This is a genomic window from Micromonospora sp. NBC_00898, from assembly GCF_045207895.1.
Lineage (GTDB): Bacteria > Actinomycetota > Actinomycetes > Mycobacteriales > Micromonosporaceae > Micromonospora.
Map to the genome: position 1 here is coordinate 6,124,837 of NZ_CP108775.1, position 20,164 is coordinate 6,145,000.

Annotated in this window: 14 protein-coding genes, 3 tRNA genes and 1 pseudogene (1 of these 18 cut by a window edge); 10 read left to right on the plus strand and 8 right to left on the minus strand. The window is 71.8% G+C overall.

The features are described from left to right. Positions 1–167 precede the first annotated feature (167 nt). Complete coding sequence (locus tag OG799_RS29745) at positions 168–1,970, plus strand: hypothetical protein (RefSeq protein WP_406039757.1); 1,803 nt, start codon at positions 168–170, stop codon at positions 1,968–1,970. A 27-nt stretch (positions 1,971–1,997) separates the two neighbouring features. Here OG799_RS29745 and OG799_RS29750 read toward each other — a convergent pair whose 3' ends face one another. Beyond that, complete coding sequence (locus tag OG799_RS29750; protein ID WP_406046449.1) at positions 1,998–2,723, minus strand: IucA/IucC family C-terminal-domain containing protein; 726 nt, start codon at positions 2,721–2,723, stop codon at positions 1,998–2,000. A gap of 394 nt (positions 2,724–3,117) precedes the next feature. On the opposite strand from OG799_RS29750, the gene OG799_RS29755 reads away from it, so the two are divergent. Then, complete coding sequence (locus tag OG799_RS29755; RefSeq protein WP_406039759.1) at positions 3,118–4,647, plus strand: peptide deformylase; 1,530 nt, start codon at positions 3,118–3,120, stop codon at positions 4,645–4,647. Positions 4,648–4,759: 112 nt separating this feature from the next. Here the strand turns inward: OG799_RS29755 and OG799_RS29760 are convergent, their stop codons facing one another. Beyond that, positions 4,760–5,881: a globin domain-containing protein gene (locus OG799_RS29760; protein ID WP_406039761.1), complete on the minus strand. Its 1,122-nt coding sequence runs from the start codon at positions 5,879–5,881 to the stop codon at positions 4,760–4,762. A gap of 146 nt (positions 5,882–6,027) precedes the next feature. Between OG799_RS29760 and OG799_RS29765 the strand changes: the two genes are divergently transcribed. Continuing rightward, entirely contained in the window at positions 6,028–6,801 is a 774-nt protein-coding gene (locus tag OG799_RS29765; RefSeq protein WP_406039763.1) for a CPBP family intramembrane glutamic endopeptidase, read from the plus strand. A gap of 73 nt (positions 6,802–6,874) precedes the next feature. On the opposite strand, the gene OG799_RS29770 is transcribed toward OG799_RS29765, so the two are convergent. Further along, complete coding sequence (locus tag OG799_RS29770; protein WP_406039765.1) at positions 6,875–8,302, minus strand: hypothetical protein; 1,428 nt, start codon at positions 8,300–8,302, stop codon at positions 6,875–6,877. Positions 8,303–8,436: 134 nt separating this feature from the next. Here OG799_RS29770 and OG799_RS29775 point away from each other — a divergent pair. From OG799_RS29775 to OG799_RS29795, 5 genes and pseudogenes are all read left to right on the plus strand, one after another. Continuing rightward, positions 8,437–8,527 (plus strand) — tRNA-Ser (locus tag OG799_RS29775). A 36-nt stretch (positions 8,528–8,563) separates the two neighbouring features. After that, positions 8,564–8,636, plus strand: a tRNA-Arg gene (locus OG799_RS29780). A 169-nt stretch (positions 8,637–8,805) separates the two neighbouring features. Beyond that, positions 8,806–9,068 (plus strand): annotated as a pseudogene (locus OG799_RS29785) (transposase); the annotation flags it as partial. 83 nt (positions 9,069–9,151) lie between these two features. After that, positions 9,152–10,753, plus strand: a complete 1,602-nt coding sequence (locus OG799_RS29790) for a hypothetical protein (protein WP_406039767.1) — start codon at positions 9,152–9,154, stop codon at positions 10,751–10,753. Positions 10,754–11,012: 259 nt separating this feature from the next. Further along, positions 11,013–11,123 (plus strand) — tRNA-OTHER (locus tag OG799_RS29795). A 237-nt stretch (positions 11,124–11,360) separates the two neighbouring features. On the opposite strand, the gene OG799_RS29800 is transcribed toward OG799_RS29795, so the two are convergent. Continuing rightward, positions 11,361–11,741 carry a VOC family protein gene (locus OG799_RS29800; protein WP_406039769.1) on the minus strand — a complete coding sequence of 127 codons (381 nt, stop codon included), beginning with the start codon at positions 11,739–11,741 and terminating at the stop codon, positions 11,361–11,363. A 1,172-nt stretch (positions 11,742–12,913) separates the two neighbouring features. Between OG799_RS29800 and OG799_RS29805 the strand changes: the two genes are divergently transcribed. Then, on the plus strand, positions 12,914–13,315 hold the full coding sequence (locus OG799_RS29805; RefSeq protein ID WP_406039771.1) for a nuclear transport factor 2 family protein: 402 nt from the start codon (positions 12,914–12,916) through the stop codon (positions 13,313–13,315). On the opposite strand, the gene OG799_RS29810 is transcribed toward OG799_RS29805, so the two are convergent. Next, a complete protein-coding gene (locus OG799_RS29810) occupies positions 13,303–13,737 on the minus strand; it encodes a hypothetical protein (RefSeq protein ID WP_406039773.1) in 435 nt (144 codons plus the stop codon). The two genes, OG799_RS29805 and OG799_RS29810, sit on opposite strands and share 13 nt — an antisense overlap. On the opposite strand from OG799_RS29810, the gene OG799_RS29815 reads away from it, so the two are divergent. Beyond that, on the plus strand, positions 13,729–15,201 hold the full coding sequence (locus OG799_RS29815) for a M1 family metallopeptidase (RefSeq protein WP_406039775.1): 1,473 nt from the start codon (positions 13,729–13,731) through the stop codon (positions 15,199–15,201). The two genes, OG799_RS29810 and OG799_RS29815, sit on opposite strands and share 9 nt — an antisense overlap. Before the next feature lie 75 nt (positions 15,202–15,276). On the opposite strand, the gene OG799_RS29820 is transcribed toward OG799_RS29815, so the two are convergent. The 3 genes from OG799_RS29820 to trpS form a co-directional block, all read right to left on the minus strand. After that, positions 15,277–16,890 (minus strand): hypothetical protein, encoded by a 1,614-nt coding sequence (locus OG799_RS29820; protein ID WP_406039777.1) that lies wholly within the window; start codon positions 16,888–16,890, stop codon positions 15,277–15,279. Positions 16,891–17,129: 239 nt separating this feature from the next. Next, positions 17,130–18,848, minus strand: a complete 1,719-nt coding sequence (argS, locus tag OG799_RS29825; RefSeq protein WP_406039779.1) for an arginine--tRNA ligase — start codon at positions 18,846–18,848, stop codon at positions 17,130–17,132. A 283-nt stretch (positions 18,849–19,131) separates the two neighbouring features. Next, positions 19,132–20,164, minus strand: partial view of a tryptophan--tRNA ligase gene (trpS, locus tag OG799_RS29830; RefSeq protein WP_406039781.1) — the 3' portion only. It continues 26 nt past the right edge of the window; 1,033 of the gene's 1,059 nt are visible here — the last part of the coding sequence; its start codon lies beyond the right edge, outside the window; it ends in the stop codon at positions 19,132–19,134.

A 20,164-nucleotide genomic window follows, 5' to 3' on the forward strand; every position in this document is an offset into this window, starting at 1 on the left:
AGAGTCAACCATCCGCATGGATGGTGTGGGAATCGGGGCACCGGGGGTGGCCGAAATGCGGTCGGGGGTGGGCACGTGATCGGCGGTCGGCGAACCCGGCACATATTACGCCAGTACCCCGAAACATGTCACGGCCCTGCCATACCCTGACTACGCTCCGAATTGTTATGACTACTCCTGAATCGGACGGCGGTGTCGTTGCGGGTGAGCCCGACCGGGACGTACGGGGCGGGCGGGACCGCTGGATCGACGCCGCCGCCGTGCTCAGCTTCGTGCTGCTCGCTTTCTGGGTGACCGCGCGGTTCTGGCTGAATCCCGGTGACGGGGTGCGGGACAACCGCTCCGATCAGGCGCAGTTCGAGTGGATGATGGCGCACGGCGCGCGGGTCGTGACCGATTTCGCCTATCCGTTCTTTTCGGACCGGATGAATGTCCCGGACGGCGTCAATCTCATGGCTAATACGTCCGTATTATCCATTTCGCTACCCATGACACCGATAACCATCTTCTTCGGGCCACGTACGGCCTTTCTGGTCTTTCTCACCGCAGGACTGATCGCCACCGGCGTGGCCTGGTACTTCGTCCTTTCCCGGGTGCTGATCGGGGCCCGGGGGCCGGCCTGGCTCGGGGCGGGCTTCTGCGCCTTCGCGCCGGCGATGGTGTCGCACGCCAACGCCCACCCCAACATCGTCTCCCAGTTCGTGGTGCCGCTGATCGTCTGGCGGACCCTGCGGCTGGCCGAACCCGGGCGCTGGCTGCGCAACGGCGTGCTGCTCGGACTGGTGATCGTCTGGCAGGCCTTCCTCAACCTGGAGATCCTGCTGATGACCGCGATCGGCCTGGCCGTCGTCGTCGCCGCGCTCGCGCTTGGCCGGCCGGAGCTGCGGCGGGGGCTCCGGCCGTTCGCCGCCGGGCTGGGCGTGGCCGCCGCGGTCGCCGGGGCGCTGCTCGCGTACCCGCTGTACGTGCAGTTCTTCGGGCCCGGCGCGTACCAGGGGCTGTCCCGCCTGATCCGTGGCTACCGTACCGACCTCGCCTCGTTCGTGGCCTGGTCCGGCGAGTCGCTGGCGGGCGACCCCCGCAACAGCGCCCGGTTGGCCAAGAACGCCACCGAGGAGAACGCCTTCTTCGGCTGGCCCCTCGTCGTCCTGGTGATCGCGCTGGTCTGGTGGCTGCGCCGCAACGCCGTCGTGCTCGGCCTGGCCGTGGCCGGCCTGTTCTTCGCCCTCTTCTCGCTGGGCCGGGCGATCCGCTTCGACGGGCGGGACACCGGGGTGCCCGGGCCGTGGGCGCCGCTGGAGGACCTGCCGATCCTGCACTCGGTGGTGCCGACCCGCTGGTCGCTCGCGCTGACCCCGATCATCGGGGTGCTGCTCGCGATCGGCGCTGACCACGCGCGGCGGCTGGCCCGACGGCACCCCGACGCCCGCCCGCAGATCCGCTTCGTCACGGCGACCGTGCTGGCGATGGCCCTGCTGCCGATCCTGCCGACGCCGCTGCCCTCGGTACGCCTCGACCCCACGCCGGAATTCGTCCGCTTCGGTGCCTGGCGGCCGTACGTGGCGGGTGGGCACAGCGTCGTCACCCTGCCACTGCCGGACACCACCTACGCCGATCCGCTGCGCTGGTCCGCCGACACCCGGCTGGAGATGCCGCTCGCCCGGGGCTACTTCCTCGCCCCGGACACCCGGCCCGGCGCCGGCCGGGTCGCCCTCTTCACCGCGCCGCCCCGCCCCACCAGCACCTTCTTCACGACGATCCGGCAAACCGACGCGGTGCCGCCGATCACCCCGCAGGACCGGGTGGCCGCCGTGGACGACCTGCGGTACTGGCGGGCCGGGGCGGTGCTCCTCGACCCCCGGCAGAAGCAGGCCGGCGCGTTGCACCGGGGGATGACCGAGCTGACCGGGATCGATCCGGTGCTGACCGGCGGGGTGTGGCTCTGGGACGTCCGCCCCCTGGTCGACTGAGCGTGGCCGAGCCCCGGCACGGCGGGGTCAGGAGGGCCGGACGCAGCAGCCCTGGCAGATCTTCGGCCGGGGCAGCGTGAAGGCCAGGCAGCAGGTCCGTCGCTGGACGGTGGGCTCGCCGGCCGGGCCGGGGAGCAGCTCCACCAGGTCGGCGAGGTCGAGCGCGTCCAGCAGCGTCTCGATGCTCCGGGTCGACGAGCCCGGCAGCGTGTCGGCGGCCCGCAGGATGCCGTGCGCGATGCCGGAGGCGACCGAGCCGAGCAGCGTACGGGTGCCGATCCGGACCTCGGCCTGGATGGCCGCGATCATCGGGGCGAGGTGGGCGTCGAGCAGCGAGGCGCGCAGCGCGCCGAGCAACTCGGCCTCGTCGGCGACCACCCGGACGTCCGGCGCGTCGGTCAGCGCGAGCGGGTCGCCGGGCAGCACCGCGACCGTGGTCGAGTGGCGCAGGCCCAGGGTGAGCAGGGGACGGTGGTCCTCGAAGTGGATCAGGACGTCGGCCGGGTCGAGCATCGGCACCCGCCGGGCCGAGGCCCAGCCGAGCACCACCGGCAGCGCCACCCAGTAGCTGTACGACTTCCAGGCCAGCGCGGCGCAGGCGTGCGGGGTGCCGCCCCAGCGCACCGTCGCGGCGCGCAGGAACTCGGGCAGCATCGTCCCGTCGACCAGTCGGGTCGCCGGGGTCCAGCGCGCCTCGTCGGAGGTGACCAGCAGGCCGGGCGCGAGTCCGGGCAGGTCGTCCGTGCCGAACATGGCGCGCAGGGTCGCGGTCACCGGGGCTAGCGGCGTGGCGACGTCCCGCCTCGGCAGCACCGCTGTCACCTGATCCGTCCCCTGTCTGGTCGTGCCGCCCGGTCGGTATGAGCAGGCCCATCTGAGCTAAGGCTAGCCTAACCACGTGCTCCGGGTCCGGGGAAGCTGCACCGGGGGGCGGATGGAGAGGTGCCGGTCACCCCGCCGACCGGTCACCGCGTGTCGGCGTACTACCCGGCGGGCGGGGGCGAAAACGCCGCCCGGCCGGTCCAGGACCGGCGCAAGCATCGACGTACGTGGCTGAATTGTCAAGGTGAGTGTCGAGTACGAGCCAGTTTCTGTGCACGTTCGGCCACCGAAAGTGAAACTGGTACTCCCGGTCGCGAGGAAGCCGATGACGACCTCACCCATCGATCTGGCCGCGGACTCGTTCGCGGCCGAACTCGCCCGGCACCGCACCGACCGGGGCCTGTCCAAGAAACAGCTCGCCATCCTGATGGGCTTCGACCCGTCCTACGTCAGCCACGTCGAGGGCCGCCGGCACCGCCCCACCGAGGACTTCGCCCGCCGGGCCGAGGCCGTCCTGGAGGCCAGCGGCGCGATCTGGCAGCGCTTCCGGGCGTACGACCAGCTGCGGCACGCCCGCGCCGGCGGCGCGCACCGGGAACCGCCCGTTTCCGGCCAGTGGCTGCCCCCCGGCACCGGCCTGGTGGTCGAGCGGGAGCTGGCCAGCCTGACCCACACCGGCGACGGCTACCGCTGCGTGATCCGCCGGGAGCTCTACAACGCCGGGACCGAGCCGGTCAGCCGGTACCTGGTCCGGGTCGCCGTCGACCGCTACCCCAACGACCCGGGCCGCTCCAACCGGCACCACCGGGAACACCCGCTCACCTTCGCCGAGCTGCAACTGCGGGCGTACCGGGACGACGGCGGCGAGCCTGAGCCGATGCACTGGCGGGCCAAGCACGACCGGGACGCGTTCAAGGAGATCTGGCTGCTCTTCGAGAACGCCGAGGGGCGCTTCCCGCTCTACCCCGGCGACCGGGTGATCATCGAGTACGCGTACCGGGTGGGGCGGGAGAAGTGGGGGCCCTGGTTCCAGCGGGCGGTCCGCCTGCCCACCCGGCACCTGGCCGTCCGGCTGGACCTCCCGGTGGAGCTGGACCCGCAGGTCTGGGGGGTGGAGACCTCCCTCTCCTCGGAGGAGGGGCCGCTGCGTACCCAGATCCAGCGGCACGACCAGGGCGACCGGGCGCTCTTCGACTGGTCCACCGACGACCCGCCGCTGAACGCCCGCTACCGGCTGCAGTGGCGCTTCCGCAACCAGCCCCCGGACGCCGAGCCGGACGGTCCGGCGACCGGCGTGCGGGTCCGGGCGAGCGACCGGATGCGTGGCATCGGCATCCTGCAGCGCGGTGACGACCTGCTCCGCCAGCCCGCCCGCCCGTTCGACCTGCCCCGCCAGGAACACACCGCCCGGGACGGGGTCGACCGGCTCTGCGCCACCCTGGCCCGCCTCGACGAGCTGCACCCGTTCAACAAGGGGGTCGGCATCGCGGCCCCGCAGCTCGGACTCGGCTGGGCCGCCGCCGTGGTCCGTCCGGCCGACCGGATGGCCGAGCCCGTCGTCCTGCTCAACCCCCGGATCGTCGACTCGGCCCCGGACACCGACGAGCAGTACGAGGGCTGCCTCTCCTTCTTCGACCACCGCGGCCTGGTGCCCCGAGCGCTGCGGATCGACGTGGAGCACGCCCAGTGGGACGGCAGCCGGATCATCACGTCCTTCGAGTACGCGATGGCACGCCTGGTCGCCCACGAGATCGACCACCTGGAGGGGCGGCTCTACGTCGACCGGATGGCGCCCGGGGTGCCCCTGGTGCCGGTGGGGGAGTACCGCGAGTCCGGCGCCCCCTGGCGCTACTGACCCCTCCGGCACGCGGGCCGGTTGCCGGCCCGGCCCGCGCACCGGCGGACGGGGGCCGGGTCGCGTGCCCCAGGCGGCAGGGGCACGCGACCCGGCTCGGGGGGAGAAACGCCTACAGGTTGCCGAAGGTGTCGTACCGGATGTGCTCCGGCGGGACCTCGTCGGCGGCGAGCGCCCGCAGGGTGGCCCGGACCATCGGCGCCGAGCCGGAGACGTAACAGTCGTGCGTCGTCCAGGGGCCGTACCGGGTGACCACCTCGGAGATGTCGCCCAGCTCGCCGTCGAAGGCCAAGTCCTCGCTGCACGCCGGCGTCACCGACAGCCACGGGTGCGCGGTCACCAGCTCCGCCAGGCCGGCGAGGCCGTAGAGCTCCTCCGGCCGGCGGGCGCCGTAGAAGATGTGCACCCAGCGGGTCCGGTTGAAGCTGATCAGCTCCTCCACCAGCGCCTTGATCGGGGCCAGCCCGACCCCGCCGGCCACGCAGAGGATGTCCCGCGTCGACGACCGGTCCAGCGTCATCGACCCCATCGGGGCGGCCACCCGGAGCAGGTCGCCCGGCTTCGTCCGGCGGACCAGCGCCCCGGACACCCAGCCGGCCGCGCCGCTCGGCGTACGCACGTGGAACTCCAGCACGTTGTCGTCGTTCGGGGCGTTCGCCACCGAGTACGTCCGCCACACCCGCGGGTGGTGCCGGGGCGCCTCGACGCTCACGTACTGGCCGGCCTTCCAGGGCAGCGGGTGCTGGAGGGCTCGGACGGTCAGCACGGCCGTGTCCGGGCCGTACCGCTCGTGGGTGAGCACCTCGGCGTGCCAGAACGGCGGGTTGTCGTCCGCCGCCGCCCCGGCCAGCATCTTCTCGCAGATGCTCGCGTACGCCTCGCGCCAGGCCTGGTCGTACTCCAGGTTCCAGCCGTCGCCGGCGGTGCTGCGCAGCGCGTCCAGCAGGGCGACGCCCATGGTCTCGTAGTGCGCGGCGTCGACGTGGTACTTGCGGTGGTCCCGGCCCAGCCCGCGCAGGTACTCGTCGAAGCTCTCCGGGTCGCCGGCCGTCTGGGTGGCGGTGACGATCGCCTCCAGGATCCGGTCGCCCTGCCCGCTCATCTGGACCGGGAAGAGCTTGCGCAGCTCGGGGTCGAGCAGGAAGAGCCGGGCGTAGAAGTGAGCGCTCAGCCGTTTCCGGTCCTCCTCGACCAGGGTCCAGCTCTCCTTCAGCAGCCGCGCGAAGTTCTCCACGGGGGCACGCTCCTTCTCCTGACGGCGGATCGGGCCCCCACAGAATCTCCACGGAGCGTGCGCACCGGTCGCACATAATGTGCGACCGGCTCACTCCGCCTCACCGGGCGGTGCCGAGCGGCCCCGGAGTGCGGCACAGTGGTCCGGTGACGGTTGACGAGCTCACCCGCCCGGTGTCCCGCCGGACCCTGGGTACCGAGACGCTGCTGGTGCTCGGGCTCTCCCTCGGGCAGTCGGCGGTCTACGCGTTGGTGTCGCTGGCCGCCAAGCTGACCGCCGCGGGTCCGCTGTCGAAGCAGACCGCGACGCTGAACACCTCCCAGTCGGCCCGGCCCTACCTCGACCTGACGTACCAGCTGGTCGGGATCTTCTTCGCGCTGCTGCCGGTGCTGCTCGCCGTACACCTGCTGGCCCGCGACCCGGGCGACCCGGCGCGGACGCTCGGGGTGGACCTGCGGCGGCCCGGGTCGGACCTGGCCCGGGGCGCCGGCCTGGCGGCGCTGATCGGCCTGCCCGGCCTGGCGCTGTTCTGGGCGGCGGCGCACCTCGGCGTCAACGCCACCCTGGTCCCGGCGGCGCTGCCACACCTGTGGTGGGCGGTCCCGGTGCTGATCCTGGCCGCCGTGCAGAACGCCGTGCTGGAGGAGGTGATCGTGGTCGGTTACCTGGTCACCCGGCTACGGCAGCTCCGGTGGCGGCTCGTCGCGGTGATCGCGGCGAGCGCGCTGCTGCGCGGCTCCTACCACCTCTACCAGGGCTTCGGCGCGTTCCTCGGCAACGCGGTGATGGGCGTGATCTTCAGCCTCGTCTTCCTGCGTACCCGCCGGGTGGCGCCGCTGATCGTGGCGCACACCCTGCTCGACGTGGTCGCCTTCGTCGGCTACGCGCTGCTGCCGAAGGCCTGGTTCGGCTGGCTGTGACCGGCGGGGCCGGTGGCGGCATCCCACGCTCTCCCGGGCGGCTGAAGGCCCCACGTGCCGCACGGCGGGACGATCATCGACCGGGCACCCGGGGCGGGCGGTAGGCGGCGATCGCTCGGGCGGCCAGCCGCTCGGCGGCCGCCGCGTCACCTGCCGCCGCGGCGAGCGCCGCCGCCCCCGGCAGCAGCCGCGACGCCAGCCGCAGGCCCAGCCAGCCGCCGGCCTGCGCGGCCAGCGGCGTGGCCAGCCGCCAGGCCGCCTCGGCGGCCCGCGGCCAGGGCCCCTCCCCCGGCCCGTCGGCCGCCCGGGCCGCGTCCAAGGCGGCGCGGGCGCTCCCGGCGTCCGGGTGGACCTGGGTCAGCACCAGCAGCTCCGCCGCCCGGTCCGGATGCGCCGGGTCCCGGTCGTACGCCGCCGCCAGGTGCAGCACCAGGTGGGCCTGCGCCCAGAGCACCGCCGCCAGCTCGGCCACCGGCGCGAATAGCCCGGCGCCCGCCGCGACCGCGCCGCCGGCCCCGGCCAGCCGGACGAACCGCCGGGTGGCCAGCCGGGCCAGCCCGTCCGCGTCGGCGTCCGGGTAGGTGTCCCGCAACCCGCCGACCCACTCCCGGGCGCGCGGCCCGAGCGCCTCGACCGCCGCCAGGGCCAGCAGCTCCGGCGCGAAGGCCGGGTGGCCGAGGACGCGCGAGGTGATCGCCCGCCATTCCACCCCGGCGGTACGCCCCGACGCCGGCTCCACCCCGTCGGCTGCTGGTACGACGACCGTGGCCGGACCCGGCTGGCTGGGACGCCCGGTGGTCTTCCTCGCCGGGGTGGCCTTCTTCGGCGTCGCGGCCCGGGTGCCGTCCTTGTCCGGCGCGGCCTTCTTCGCGGGGCTCGCCTTCTTCACCGCGCTCGCCTTCTTCACCCGGGCGCGACGGGTGCGCTGCGGGGCCTCCTCGTCCGCCACCGACCCGGGCTGGACCGGATCCGGCCCGGTACGGGCTGGTTCCGCCCGCCGGCCGGTCGGGACCGCCTGCGGACCTGCTGCGGCGGCCGGGTTCTCGTCCCCGGGAGGCCGGGTGGCCTCGGTCGCCGGGTCTTCAGCGCCTGGGGCCGGGGTGGCCTCGGTCGCCGGGTCGCCGGTCGGCGGAGTCGGGACAGCTCGGGTCGCCGGGTCATCGGGATCGCCAGGCGGGGCGGCCCTGGTCGCGGGACGGGGCCGAGGCGCGGCGGTCGCGGTGGGACCGGTCCGGCCCTCCGCCCCGGAGGATCGCTCGCCGCGCACCGGGGTGCGGGGCGCCGCCTGCGCGAGGTCGGGCGGCTGGAAGAGCACGGCCGGCGCGGCCTTTGCCCGCCGCGCCCCGGACGGCGGACCGCTGTCCGCCTCTGGTTGGCGGGTCGGCGGGACGGGCGGCTCGGGGGTCGGCGGCGCGGCGAAGGTCGGCTTCGGGGAGCGGCTCCGCCGGGCGCCGGGGGCGGGCTCGCGGCGGGGCGGATCGCTCGGCGGCTGCTCCTGCATATCGATGGAGCGTAGACCCGCGCGTGACCTGGCACACGTCGGAAACGCGGCATCGGGGTGCCGTTGCCGTAGTCGCTTTGCCCCGAGTGGGTACGGACCTGTATCCTCGGGCGCGGTGGTCTCCGGGCCACCAGGGAGACTTCGCCTAGTCTGGTCTATGGCGCCGCACTGCTAATGCGGTTGGGGTCTTAAAGCCCCTCCCGGGTTCGAATCCCGGAGTCTCCGCGCGAAAGCCAGGTGTGTAGACTGGCCGAGCAGCAGGCGCCCGTAGCTCAATGGATAGAGCATCTGACTACGGATCAGAAGGTTAGGGGTTCGAGTCCCTTCGGGCGCACAAGATCAAGAGGCGTCTGACCTGCCAAAAGGCGGCCAGGCGCCGCTTGTTGTTCCGTGCCGATGGACGCATTGGTGCTCGAATGGTGCTCGTACGACGAGGCTGTCCTACGTCCCGGTCTGTCCGTCTCCGTCGGTGTAGCCACGGCCGAGTTCGATTGACGGACTCGATCGACATTCGCCGGATCATCTGCTCCACCGATGCCATCGAGTCGCTCAACACCCGCTACCGCCGGCCGTCCGGGCCCGAGGGCACTTCCCGACCGAGCAGGCCGCGCTGAAGTCCCTCTACCTGGTCACCCGATCTCTCGACGGTACGGCACCAGCGCCATCGTGGACTACCCTGCGGGTCAGCTGGCCCGGGCGCACCGTACGGCCCCTCCGCGGCCAGGGAGAGGCCGTATTCGCGCTTCCCGCCCTTGCGCGCATCTAATACGCTGCGCGCGCAGTCCGCTGTACGGCGGCCCGCGCCGACCGGACCATCGCGGTCCGGTCGCACGTCAACGGGGAGGACACATGGCAGCTGCCCGCCTTCGCGCAGTCTCACGCATCCTGGCCACCGCCACTGCGGCCACGGCGCTGCTCGCGGCGGCGGCCGCACCGGCCGTCGCGGCGGCGAACCCGAAGATCGCCTTCTCAGGCATCGCATTCGCGACGGACCAGGTCGACACCACCACCGGCGGCACGACCGTCACCCTGAACTGGACGGTGACCGACACGTCGACCACCGCCCACGACCTCAGCGGCAGCATCTACGTGCAGCGTTACAGCGGCACCACCGCGCTCGGGCCGGTCGAGCAGATCCGATTCAGTCTCGACGGCGGCTGGCCCGTCGTCGGGCCGTACACGGGCGGGATCGCCAGCTCGTCATACGCGTACGACTTTCTCGTGACCGAGTACGGCCCGGCCGCGCCGGTGACCTACCGCGTCACGAAGATCACCGCGACCGACGACCAGGGCACCACCCGCACGCTGTCCGGCAACAAGATCAGCCCGGCCGCCGTGCTGGCCGCCACCCAGACCCCCGACACCGCGCCGCCGGTGACCGACCGGGTCTGGCTCGCCTCGCCAACCAAGGAGCACGTGTACAACAGCGGCTCCGGCGTGACCCTGCACTACGGACTGTACGTCCAGGACGACCCGGGCGCGGGCTTCTGGAAGGGCCGCCTGGTGCTGGACGGTCCCGGCACCGCCGAGATCGTCTCGCCGTTCACGCTGGTGGACAGCGGCCAGGGATACCAGCTCTGCGGCGACAGCCAGGTCTGGGGCGACATCTGGTTCGTGGAGTGCAACCTGCCGGTGACCCTGCCCGCGGACAGCCCCACGGGCGACTGGGCGGTCAAGGCAGTCAGCCTGACCGACCGGGCTGGCAACACCAAGCGCTACACCGATCTCGGCGCGCCCACAGTGCGGGTCACTCGTAACGAGGTGATCGACGCGACCGGGTTCGCGCTGAACCCGACGCAGGTGAACAACTGGCGCGAGCCGGCGACGACCACGCTGACGTTCACCGCGAGCGGAGTACAGGGCGACCTGACCGCCACGGTCGAGACCACGGGCTGCTCGACCTGGAACCAGGTGCTGACCGAGGGACCGGCGGGCACGTATTCACTGCCGGTGGTGATGAGCCAGCTGACCAGCTCCTGCACCATCGACGGCATCCTGCTCACCGACGCGGCCGGTGCGGTCTCGGTGTACGGCGCCTACTACGCCGGGCCCGTGCTCGACCTGCGGGCCACTCGGGTACCCGACACGGCCCGGCCGGTGGCGATCGCGGCGGCGCTGAACCCCGCCGAGGCCGCTCCGGGCGACCTGTTCAACGGCATCACCGTCGACGTCACCATCGACGACGTCACGCTCGCTCCGGTGACCGGGTTCTCGACCACCATCTACAACTCCCTCGGCCACTCCGTCGGCGGCGCGAACGGCGGCATCCAAGTCGGGCCCGACGGGCACGTCTCGCTGCCGGTGTACTTCCGCGACCTGCCGCCGGGGACGTACACGGTGGGCTTCACGCTCAGCACCTCGGCGGGCAACAGCGGGTCGTGGGGCTACCCCAACGGCGGTGCTCCGGCACCGTCCGGGCCGCTGGTGTTCACCAGCCTGCCAGCGGCCTGACCTACCACCATGCAGCAGAAAAGGTGCGGCCCTCTCCCCGTTCGGGAGGGGCCGCACCTTTGTCGTCAGACAGCTCAGGCGCATCGCGATCAGCAGAGCCAGGCGCAGTGGGGTCGGCTGGTGCTCGGATGGTGATCGGACGTCGGCGAACTGGCGTGGACGTGCCGGTACCCCACTGGACTTGCGTCTCACCCAGGGAAGCTTCGGCGCATCGTTTCCGATGAGCGCATTGCCCGGACCTGCTGGTATCCGCCGGGACGCGCCCGAACGGAGCGTGACCGGGCCGGGCTGGTCGGGTCGAGCTCGCAGTGCATCGACAGCTATCTGTCCACGGATCAGAAGGTTGGGGGTTCGAGTCCCTTCGGGCGCACAGACAGCCCCCTAGCAGGCCCAAAGCCAGCTAGGGGGCTTCTTTCTGTCTAGCTACTCACCGCTACAGAACCTTACTCTCCGTACATGATCAACTCGCTGCACGTGACCGTCTACGAGCGGGACCTCAAGATCCGCACCTGCTCGCCCCGTACCGCCCAGAACTACCGGGAGACCCGGAGACCTCGTGGCCACCCACCCTCCACCCGGGCGCGGCCCTCGTTGCCGACGAGGGCCGTCAGAGTGGGTCGAGGCGGGGCTTGAGCAGGCAGAACTCGTTGCCTTCTGGATCGGCGAGGACGTGCCAGGACGCCTCCGCGGGCTGACCGATGTCGACGAGTTCGGCCCCGACGGCCAGGAGGCGTTCGAGCTCGGCGTCCTGATCGCGGTCGGTGGCGTTGACGTCGATGTGCAGCCGGGCATGCCCGTTCTTCGGCTCGTCGTTGCGGATGAGGAAGATCGTCGGCTGCGGGCCGCCGAACCCTTCGCGCGGACCAATCTCGATGCAGCCCTCCTCCTCGCGATCGAGCACTATGAAGTCCAGGACCTCGCACCAGAACCGCGCCAGCACCTCGGGGTCGCGGCACTTGAGCACGAGCTCACTGATACGGCATGCCATTGACGAACCTACTCTCAGCGTGGGAACTGCCGGGGTGGCCGCACGCGGATCTCATGGGCTCCCTGCAGTGAGAACACTCGCGCGACCGTACCGGGCGAGGCGAGCAGAGGCGAGGTGATTTCAGGCCCTCGCCTGGCCGGGCTGCCAGGCGAGGGCCGTAGGTCGCGCAGTAGGGCAGCTGACTTTGAGACACGCCCTAGACGTGCGCGTACCGCCCTGCCTGGCCTCCCAGGTACCTCGGGGAAGGGTAGGGCCTTCGGGAGCGGTCGAGGACCACGCGGCGCACCGACGAAGGCAGTTGACTTATTCGATGGCTGGTGAACATCCGAGCGGAGGCGGCAGAGCGCCTTACCCGGCTGGGTCTCTGGTGCTTCGATCTTGTGAAAGCCCTGGTCAGCCGCAGAGTCTTGAGAGGACGACTACGGATCAGAAGGTTAGGGGTTCGAGTCCCTTCGGGCACACAGAGCGAGGGATTGCCCCCGACCAGCCAAAAGGGCAGGTCGGGGGCATTTTCATGTCCGCCGGCATCAGCGTGCGGGGGGCCTGGGAGCCACGCTGGGAGCCACCGGTCCCTCAGCTCCCGAACCGCGCACGGGACATCGCCTCCGCAGCCAATCGACGCTCACCCTCCATCAGGTGTCCGTAGACATCCTTGGTGATCGCGATCAAGGCGGCCCGCAAGCGGGCCGCGCCGGCCCGGCCCCGGCCTGCTGGCGACCTCCGGCCGGCATCGGCCGGGCCGGCCGGCCACGCTGACGGAGGACCAGGACCAGAGGACCTCGGGCTCCGCACCGAACCCCGGCCCTCCTCAACCAGGCCGAGGCGGACGCCATCGAACTGCCGTGAACCACCACCGTCAGTGACCTCGGCGCCGCCCGCTTCGCCGTCGTGCGGCGGCCAGCAGCGGGGCCCGGTGTTGTCGGGGTTCGCGACGCTCCATCGCGCCTGTGGCGCTCTCTCTCACCTCTGGCCAGAGCGGCCTGTCACCAGTGTTGAGCCGTTGGTCGATAGTGGCGTCAAGCACGGAGAGGAACCGTTGAGAAACGCACCTCGTACGCGCGGCCCGCGCCGTGCTGCCGAATGGCGTCGCGGACATCCCGCCTCAAGGATGAGTCGAATCGCGCGGATGGACACCCGGTTCCCGCGCAGACTGCACTGGAGGTAGGTACACAATGGCCACTCGTGACGTGGTGGAGCATTTCTTCGGCATGCTCGGCGGCGGAGCCGACCCGGAGGACATCGCGATGCTCTTCGCCGACGACATCGACTGGGACGTGCCCGGGCCTCCGTCGATACCGTGGACGGGAAGGCGGTCCAAGCGTGCCGACGTCGCTGAATACATGCGGACCCTCGCCGCGAACATCGTGCCGGAGGAGAACGTCGACGACGTCGAGGCGATCCTGTACGACGGGGATCACGCGGTGATGCTGGGGCGGTTCGGACGCGTAGCGCTGAACACCGGCCGGCGGTACGAGATGGCCGTGGCCATGCACTTCCAGGTGAGCGGTGACAAGGTCGTCAAGTTTCGCCTCTACGAGGACTCGTTCCAGGTGGCCAACCCCTACGCCGAATGACGCGATCGGGACTCGACACCATCGGCGGTTGAGACGCAGCCGTGCCGTAGGTCATGCAGCCGGATCGCCGGCAGCCCTGCGGCGGCGCACTGGTCCTGGACGAGCCGGGTGCAGTGGCGCGGATCCAGCGGCGTGCCGATCGGCGTGGTGAAGACGTAGCCCAGGCTCGGCCGCTTCGCCCCGAGGCTTAGGCGTTCCGCCTCCTGGCCCTGCTGGTGATCCCCGAGCGCACGAACGACCACCGCCGGCAGCGGCACCGCCCGGGCCGACCGCTGCCTCCTCGTCGGGAAGGTCGCCAACTGCGCGTACGGTGCAATTTGTTTCGATTGTTTCCGCGCTTTGAGAGTTGCGACCACGCGCGGGCGGCGGTGGACCGCCCCCACGGGAAACGCCGGCTCCCGTACGGTGCGCTGATGCGTCACCCAGTACTCCTGACCCTGCTCCTGCCGCCGCTGCTCGTCGCGGGCTGCACCTCGAACGGCGACACCCCGGCGGCCGGCACGTCCTCGTCCCCCTCGGCCAGCCCGAGCCCGACCGCGCCCGCGGTGGACTACACCGCCTGGCAGGCCGGTAACTCCACCCCGGTGGCCGACCCGATCTACCCGGCCCGGGGCACTGCCACACTCGACGTGCTGCACTACGGCCTGGCCCTCGACTGGGCGCCGCCGACGAAGACCCTCACCGGCACCGCCACCCTGCGGATCCGACCCACCAGGGACGCGCCCAGCATCGTCCTCGACTTCATGCCGTACCAGGTGGACGGGGTGACGCTGGACGGTACGACGGTCACCGGCACGGTGGCCAAGGAGAAGTTGACCGTCGCCGCCCCGGTCACCGCCGACAAGCCGGTCACCCTGGTGGTGAAATACCACGGCACGCCGAAGACCACCCCGATGCCGTCGCACCGCAGCGACGTGGAGGACCTGGGGCTGACGGTCACCAAGGAGGGCGGCCTCTGGACGATGCAGGAGCCGTTCGGGGCGTTCACCTGGTACCCGGCGAACGACATGCCGTCCGACGAGGCGCTCTACGACATCGAGGTGACGGTGCCGCCGGGCTGGTCCGCGATCGCCAGCGGCACCCCCGCCGCGCAGTCCGGCACCACCTTCACCTACCGCAGCACCGACCCGGTGGCGGCGTACCTGACCACGCTGGCCGTGGGGAAGTACCAGAAGCTGACCGCGGCGGGGCCGCACGGCCTCCCGCTGACCTACTGGTACCGCAAGGGCGCCGACGACAAGCTGCTGCCGTACCTGAAGAAGTCCCCGCAGTACATCGCCTGGCTGGAGAAGCGGTTCGGGCCGTACCCGTTCCCGTCCGGCGGGGTCGTGGTGGTGGACTCGGAATCCGGCATGGAGACGCAGCAGATGATCACCATGGGCCGGAAGATCGAGAACACCAAGGCCCGGCGGGACCGCTGGGGCGTCGACCTGCTGCACGAGTACGCCCACCAGTGGTTCGGCGACTCGGTCACCCCGACCACCTGGACCGACCTGTGGCTCAACGAAGGCTTCGCCACCTACGCCCAGGACCTCTACACCCAGGACGTCTTCAACCTCAGCGAGGCCAGCCTGGACCGGTACACCCGCGAGGCCGACGCCAAGCTGCGGAAGAAGCTGGGCCCGCCCGGCAAGCCCAACCCGAAGAACTTCGCCGAGGGCAACGTCTACCTCTGCCCGGAGGCGATGCTGCGGGAGATCCACAACCTGATCGGTGACAAGAAGTTCTTCGCGCTCGCCACCGCCTGGGTGCAGCAGCAGAAGAACACCCACCAGGATCGGGCCTCGTTCATCGCGTTCGTGAACAAGCAGACCGGCCGGGACCTCACCAAGCTGATCAACACCTGGCTCGACTCGAAGACCACCCCGAAGTCGATCGTCAACTGACCCCGGACGCGCCCGAGGCCCGGGCCGCCGCACCCACCCGCAGGTGGGCCACGGCGGCCCGGGCCTCGTCGTACGTCAGTCCGCGGTGACGGTGAAGACCAGCGGCCCGTTCGGCGGCGGGTTGCCGGCCCCGTTCGGATAGCCGATCAGGGTGCTGTTGCCGGCCGCGTCGGTCAGGGTCACCCCGACGGTGTACGTGCCGGGCACCAGGCTGTCCGTCCGGATCGTGTCGACGTACTCGCCCGTCGGCAGCGGCGAGACGCCGCCGTACGAACCGGAGACCGGGTGGCCGTCCGCGTCGTACATGGTCACGGACATGCTCTGGACCGGCGCCCCGGTGGTGTCCGCAACCGTCGCGTAGACGGCGATCGAGTACGGCAGGTTGCTCGCCGACGCCGTGGTCGGGCTCAGCCGGGCCGACGAGATCACCGGCCCGGTGGTGTCCGCCACCCGGGTGGCGGTGAGGTCGAGCGCCGGGGCGGCGTAGTAGCTGCCGTAGACGGCCGTGTTGCCCGCGCCGTCGGTGAGCACAAGGCCGGTGATCTGGCAGCGACCGCTGATGGTCAGCATCCGCACCGGGATCGAGGCGGTCCCGTCCGCCGCGACGGTCGGCTCGGTCGTCGCCGGATGGCAGCCCTGCCCGGTCGCGGCGAGCGAGGTGACCGCCCCCTGGGCGCCGACGGGCCGGACGCTGAGGGTCAGGGTCTGGTCCTCCCGCCAGTTGTCCACCTCGGCCGGGGTGAGCGCGAAGCCGGTGCCGCTGAGCACGTCGTTGCGGGTGACCCGGATCGGCGACTCCGGCACGTCGGTGAGCTCGCGGGTGTTCCCCGCGCGGTCGGCGAGCACCAGCTTGTCCACGGTCCAGGTGCCCGACAGGCTGCCGGCCGGCAGTTCCGCGACGACGTCGTCGCAGAAGACGTAGTAGTTGATGTCCCAGACCTGCGAGGGCCCGCAGTACGGGGCGAACTCGCCGGTGTAGGTGAGCGTCACGGGAACGGTGAGCCGGGCGCCGCCCGGCCCGGCCAGCATTAGGTCGGCCTTCCAGAACCCGGACTCCGGGTCGGTCGTGGCCAAGGCGTAGTGCAGCTTGACGCCCGAGCCGTCGTCGTAGACCGCGTCGCGCTGCTGACCCGCCCGACCGAGCTGGTCCAGCTCCGGCGCGGTCCAGTCGACCAGCTCGGTGACCGCGAGGTCGACGTCGTGCTTGGCGAGGGCCTTGCCGGAGATGCTGCCGGTGGTGCCCCGGTCGTCCTGCCCGGTGATCCGGGTGACCCGCCAGGTGGCGGCGGCGGCCGGGCCGTACTGCGGCACGACGAACTCGTACGAGTAGGTGGAGCTGCGGACGGTGCCGCTGCTCGCGTAGACCAGCGCCGTCGCGTCGGTGCTGAGCGAGTAGTGCACCGGCAGCTCCGGCCCCACCGGGGTGGTGCCGACGAACCGCTGCAACCACGTGACGCCGTGCACCTGGGTGGCGGTGCTGCTGGTGTCGGCCACCGTCCAGGTCAGGTTGACCGTGCCGGGACCGGCGGTGGTGTCGACCTGGTCGGCGGAGAAGGAGATCGCGGAGAAGGTGATCCGCGGCGTGGGCGCGGCGGCGGCCGGTCCGGTCAGGCTGCCGGCGGCGAGCGCCGCCGCCAGGGGAGTCACGAGTAGCGCGCGCAGGGCGGAGCGGGCCCTCTGTGGAGCCAAGATGTCCCCCCCTTGGGGATGTCCGACAGCCCGGAGAAACGGGCCGTGGTGCCGGTGCTCGATGGGCGCCGGGGCAGCTCAGATTAGCGGCGGTCGTGCGTCGTCGCTGCCCCGTGCCGATCGTCCGTCCGGCTCGATCCGCGCGGTCCGCGCGGCGCCGCCGGCCCCGCCAGGGGCACGGCAGGCGATGCACGGGCGCGTGCTGGCCGACGACTTCCCGGCGACCCTGCGCGCCGGCGTCACATCCGCTCCGGCGTGCGGATGCCGAGCAGGTGCAGGCCCTGCCGCAGCACCCGGGCGGTCAGGTCGCAGAGCATCAGCCGGCTGTCCCGCACCGGCTCCTCGGCCCGCAGCACCGGGCAGCGCTCGTAGAACGCGCTGAACGCGGTGGCCAGCCGGTGCAGGTAGGCCGCCAGGTGGTGGAACTCCAGGTTCCGTTCGACCTGGGCGACCACCGCGCCGAAGCCGACCAGGTCGAAGGCGAGCGCCCGCTCCGCCGGCTCGGCCAGCGAGACGCCCGCGTCCGGCCGGGCCGTCATGCCGGCCCGCCGGAAGATCGACCGGATCCGGGAGTACGCGTACTGCAGGTAGGGCGCGGTGTTCCCGTCCAGCGACAGCATCCGCTCCCAGTCCAGCACGTAGTCCCGGTGCCGGTCGCTGGAGAGGTCGGCGTACTTGATCGCGCCGATGCCGACCGCCCGGCCCACCTCGGCGGCCTCCGCGTCGCCCAGCTCCGGGTTCCGGCTCCGGGTCAGCGCGGTCGCCCGGGCCACCGCCTCCTCCAGCAGGCCGACCAGCTTCACCGACTCGCCGGCCCGGCTGCGCAGCATCCGCCCGTCCGGTCCGAGGATCGAGCCGAACCCGACGTGCTCCGCCCGCGCCGGCGGAGCCAGCCAGCCGGCCTGCTCCGCCACGGCGTACACCATCTCGAAATGCCGCCGTTGCGGCAGGCCGACCACGTAGAGCAGCCGGGTCGCGCCCAACTCGCCGGTGCGGTGCCGGATCGCCGCCAGGTCGGTGGCCGGGTAGCCGTACCCGCCGTCGGACTTGCGGACGATCAGCGGCAGCGGTTCGCCGTCCCGGCCGACCGAGCCGGGCGGGAAGACGCACGCGGCGCCGTCGCTCTCCCGGAGCAGCCCGAGCCGGTCGAGGTCCGCCACGACCGGGGCGAGCAGGTCGTTGTAGCTGCTCTCGCCGTGGAAGTCCCGGTCGGTCAGGGTCACGTCGAGCAGGTCGTAGACGGTCAGGAAGTACCGTTCGGACTGCTCGACGAGGAGCCGCCAGAGCCGCAGTGTCGCCTCGTCGCCGCCCTGCAACGCCACCACCCGCAACCGGGACCGCTCCCGGAACGCCTCGTCGGCGTCGAACTTCGCCCGGGCGGCCTTGTAGAACGAGTCCAGGTCGCCCATCGACAGTTCCTGCGTCGCCTCGGCCTCGCCCAGGTCGACCAGGTGCTCGATCAGCATGCCGAACGGGGTGCCCCAGTCGCCCAGGTGGTTGGCCCGGACCACCCGGTGCCCGAGCCACTCCAGCAGCCGGGCCGCCGCGTCACCGATCACCGTCGAGGGGAGGTGCCCGACGTGCATCTCCTTCGCCACGTTCGGCGCCGAGTAGTCCACCACCACCGTCTCCGGAGCGGCGCTGACCGGCACGCCGAGCCGCGGATCGGTGGCCAGCGCGGAGACCAGCCCGCCGAGGGTCCGCTCGGCCACGGTCAGGTTGAGGAAGCCCGGTCCGGAGACCTCCGCCACCGAGCAGAGGTCCGCCAGCTCCGCACGTTCCAGGACCTCCGTCGCGATCGACCGCGGCGCCCGGCCGAGCCGCCGGGCCAGCGCCAGCGCCGCGTCCGACTGGAAGTCCGCGCGCTGGGAGCGCCGGACCACCGGATCCACCGGTACGCCGGCCACGGCCGAGAACGCCGGCGCCAGCCGGTCGGTCAGCAACTTCTCCAGATCCATGGGTACACCGATCTCGCTCGGATCCGCCTCACGCGGATCTCCGGACGGGGATGCGGGCGGACCGAGGACGATCTGGGATGACCGGCGGCTCGATCCGCCGGTCGCAGGAAGGTTGTGCTCAGCGCAGGCGGTCGAAGGATCGCCGGCGTCGCGCCACACCGGCCGAAACGTCGCAGGACGTCGGCGCGAGGGTGCGGGAGCTGGCCATGGGAGCAGCCTAACCGGCCGGCCCGGGTACGGCGCAAGGCCGTTCCCGAGCCGGCTGTCCGCGTACCCGAGAAGGTCAGGCCGACGTGGCGGCGGCCTTGCGGTACCGCTCGGCCCGCCGCCGCACCTGCGTGTACGCGCTGGTCAGGCCCATCGCCCGGCGGACCTCGACCAGGGTCTGGCGCACCTCGGCGCGGGTCCGCTCGGTGCCCTCGAAGATCAGCTGGTCGACCAGGCCGCGCTCGGCCTCGAACCGGGACCGGCGCTCCCGGATCGGGTCGAGGAACCGGTTGAGTGCGATGGCCAGTTCCTCCTTGACCTCGACGTCACCGACCCGACCGGCCCGGTAGCGCGCCTTGAGCTCGGCCACCCTGGCCCGGTCCGGGTTGAACGCGTCGTGGTACGCGAAGACCGGGTTCCCCTCCACCGTCCCGGGCACGTCGGCCCGGACCCGGTTCGGGTCGGTGTACATCCCCATGACCGTGCGGCGGACGGTGGCCGGGTCGTCGGAGAGCGCGATGGCGTTCCCCTTGCTCTTGCTCATCTTCCCCTGGCCGTCGGTGCCGACCAGGGAGGGCGTGTCGGAGGCGATCATCTCGGGCACCGGGAAGACCTCGCCGTAGAGGTGGTTGAACCGGCGGGCGACCTCCCGGGTCACCTCGACGTGCGCCGCGTTGTCCTTCCCCACCGGGACGACCTGCCCCTTCACACAGAGGATGTCGGCGGCCTGGAGCACGGGATAGCCGAGCAGCCCGTACGGCATCTCCTCCTTGCCGGCGTCCCGGGCCATCTCCTTCAGCGACGGCACCCGCTCCAGTCGGGGCACGGTGACCAGGTTCTGGAAGAGGGTGTTCAGGTCGCCGACCTCCGGGATGGCCGACTGGAGGTAGAAGGTGGCCCCCGCCGGGTCGACCCCGGCGGCGAGGATGTCGGTGACCATCTCGCGGGCGTTGTGGGAGACCTGCTCGATGTTCTCGCGGGTGTTCCTCGTGGTGAGCATGTGCAGGTCGGCGATGATGAAGAAGCTCTCGTACCGGCGGTGCAGCTTCACCCGGTTGGCGATGCTGCCGATGTAGTGGCCGAGGTGCAGCCGCCCGGTCGGGCGGTCG

Excerpts from the sequence above, each read along its gene's own strand:
- OG799_RS29745 (WP_406039757.1), top strand. The coding sequence starts at position 168 with ATGACTACTCCTGAATCGGACGGCGGTGTCGTTGCGGGTGAGCCCGAC.
- OG799_RS29750 (WP_406046449.1), bottom strand. The coding sequence starts at position 2,723 with ATGTTCGGCACGGACGACCTGCCCGGACTCGCGCCCGGCCTGCTGGTC.
- OG799_RS29755 (WP_406039759.1), top strand. The coding sequence starts at position 3,118 with ATGACGACCTCACCCATCGATCTGGCCGCGGACTCGTTCGCGGCCGAA.
- OG799_RS29770 (WP_406039765.1), bottom strand. The coding sequence starts at position 8,302 with ATGCAGGAGCAGCCGCCGAGCGATCCGCCCCGCCGCGAGCCCGCCCCC.
- OG799_RS29790 (WP_406039767.1), top strand. The coding sequence starts at position 9,152 with ATGGCAGCTGCCCGCCTTCGCGCAGTCTCACGCATCCTGGCCACCGCC.
- OG799_RS29800 (WP_406039769.1), bottom strand. The coding sequence starts at position 11,741 with ATGGCATGCCGTATCAGTGAGCTCGTGCTCAAGTGCCGCGACCCCGAG.
- OG799_RS29805 (WP_406039771.1), top strand. The coding sequence starts at position 12,914 with ATGGCCACTCGTGACGTGGTGGAGCATTTCTTCGGCATGCTCGGCGGC.
- OG799_RS29815 (WP_406039775.1), top strand. The coding sequence starts at position 13,729 with ATGCGTCACCCAGTACTCCTGACCCTGCTCCTGCCGCCGCTGCTCGTC.
- argS (WP_406039779.1), bottom strand. The coding sequence starts at position 18,848 with ATGGATCTGGAGAAGTTGCTGACCGACCGGCTGGCGCCGGCGTTCTCG.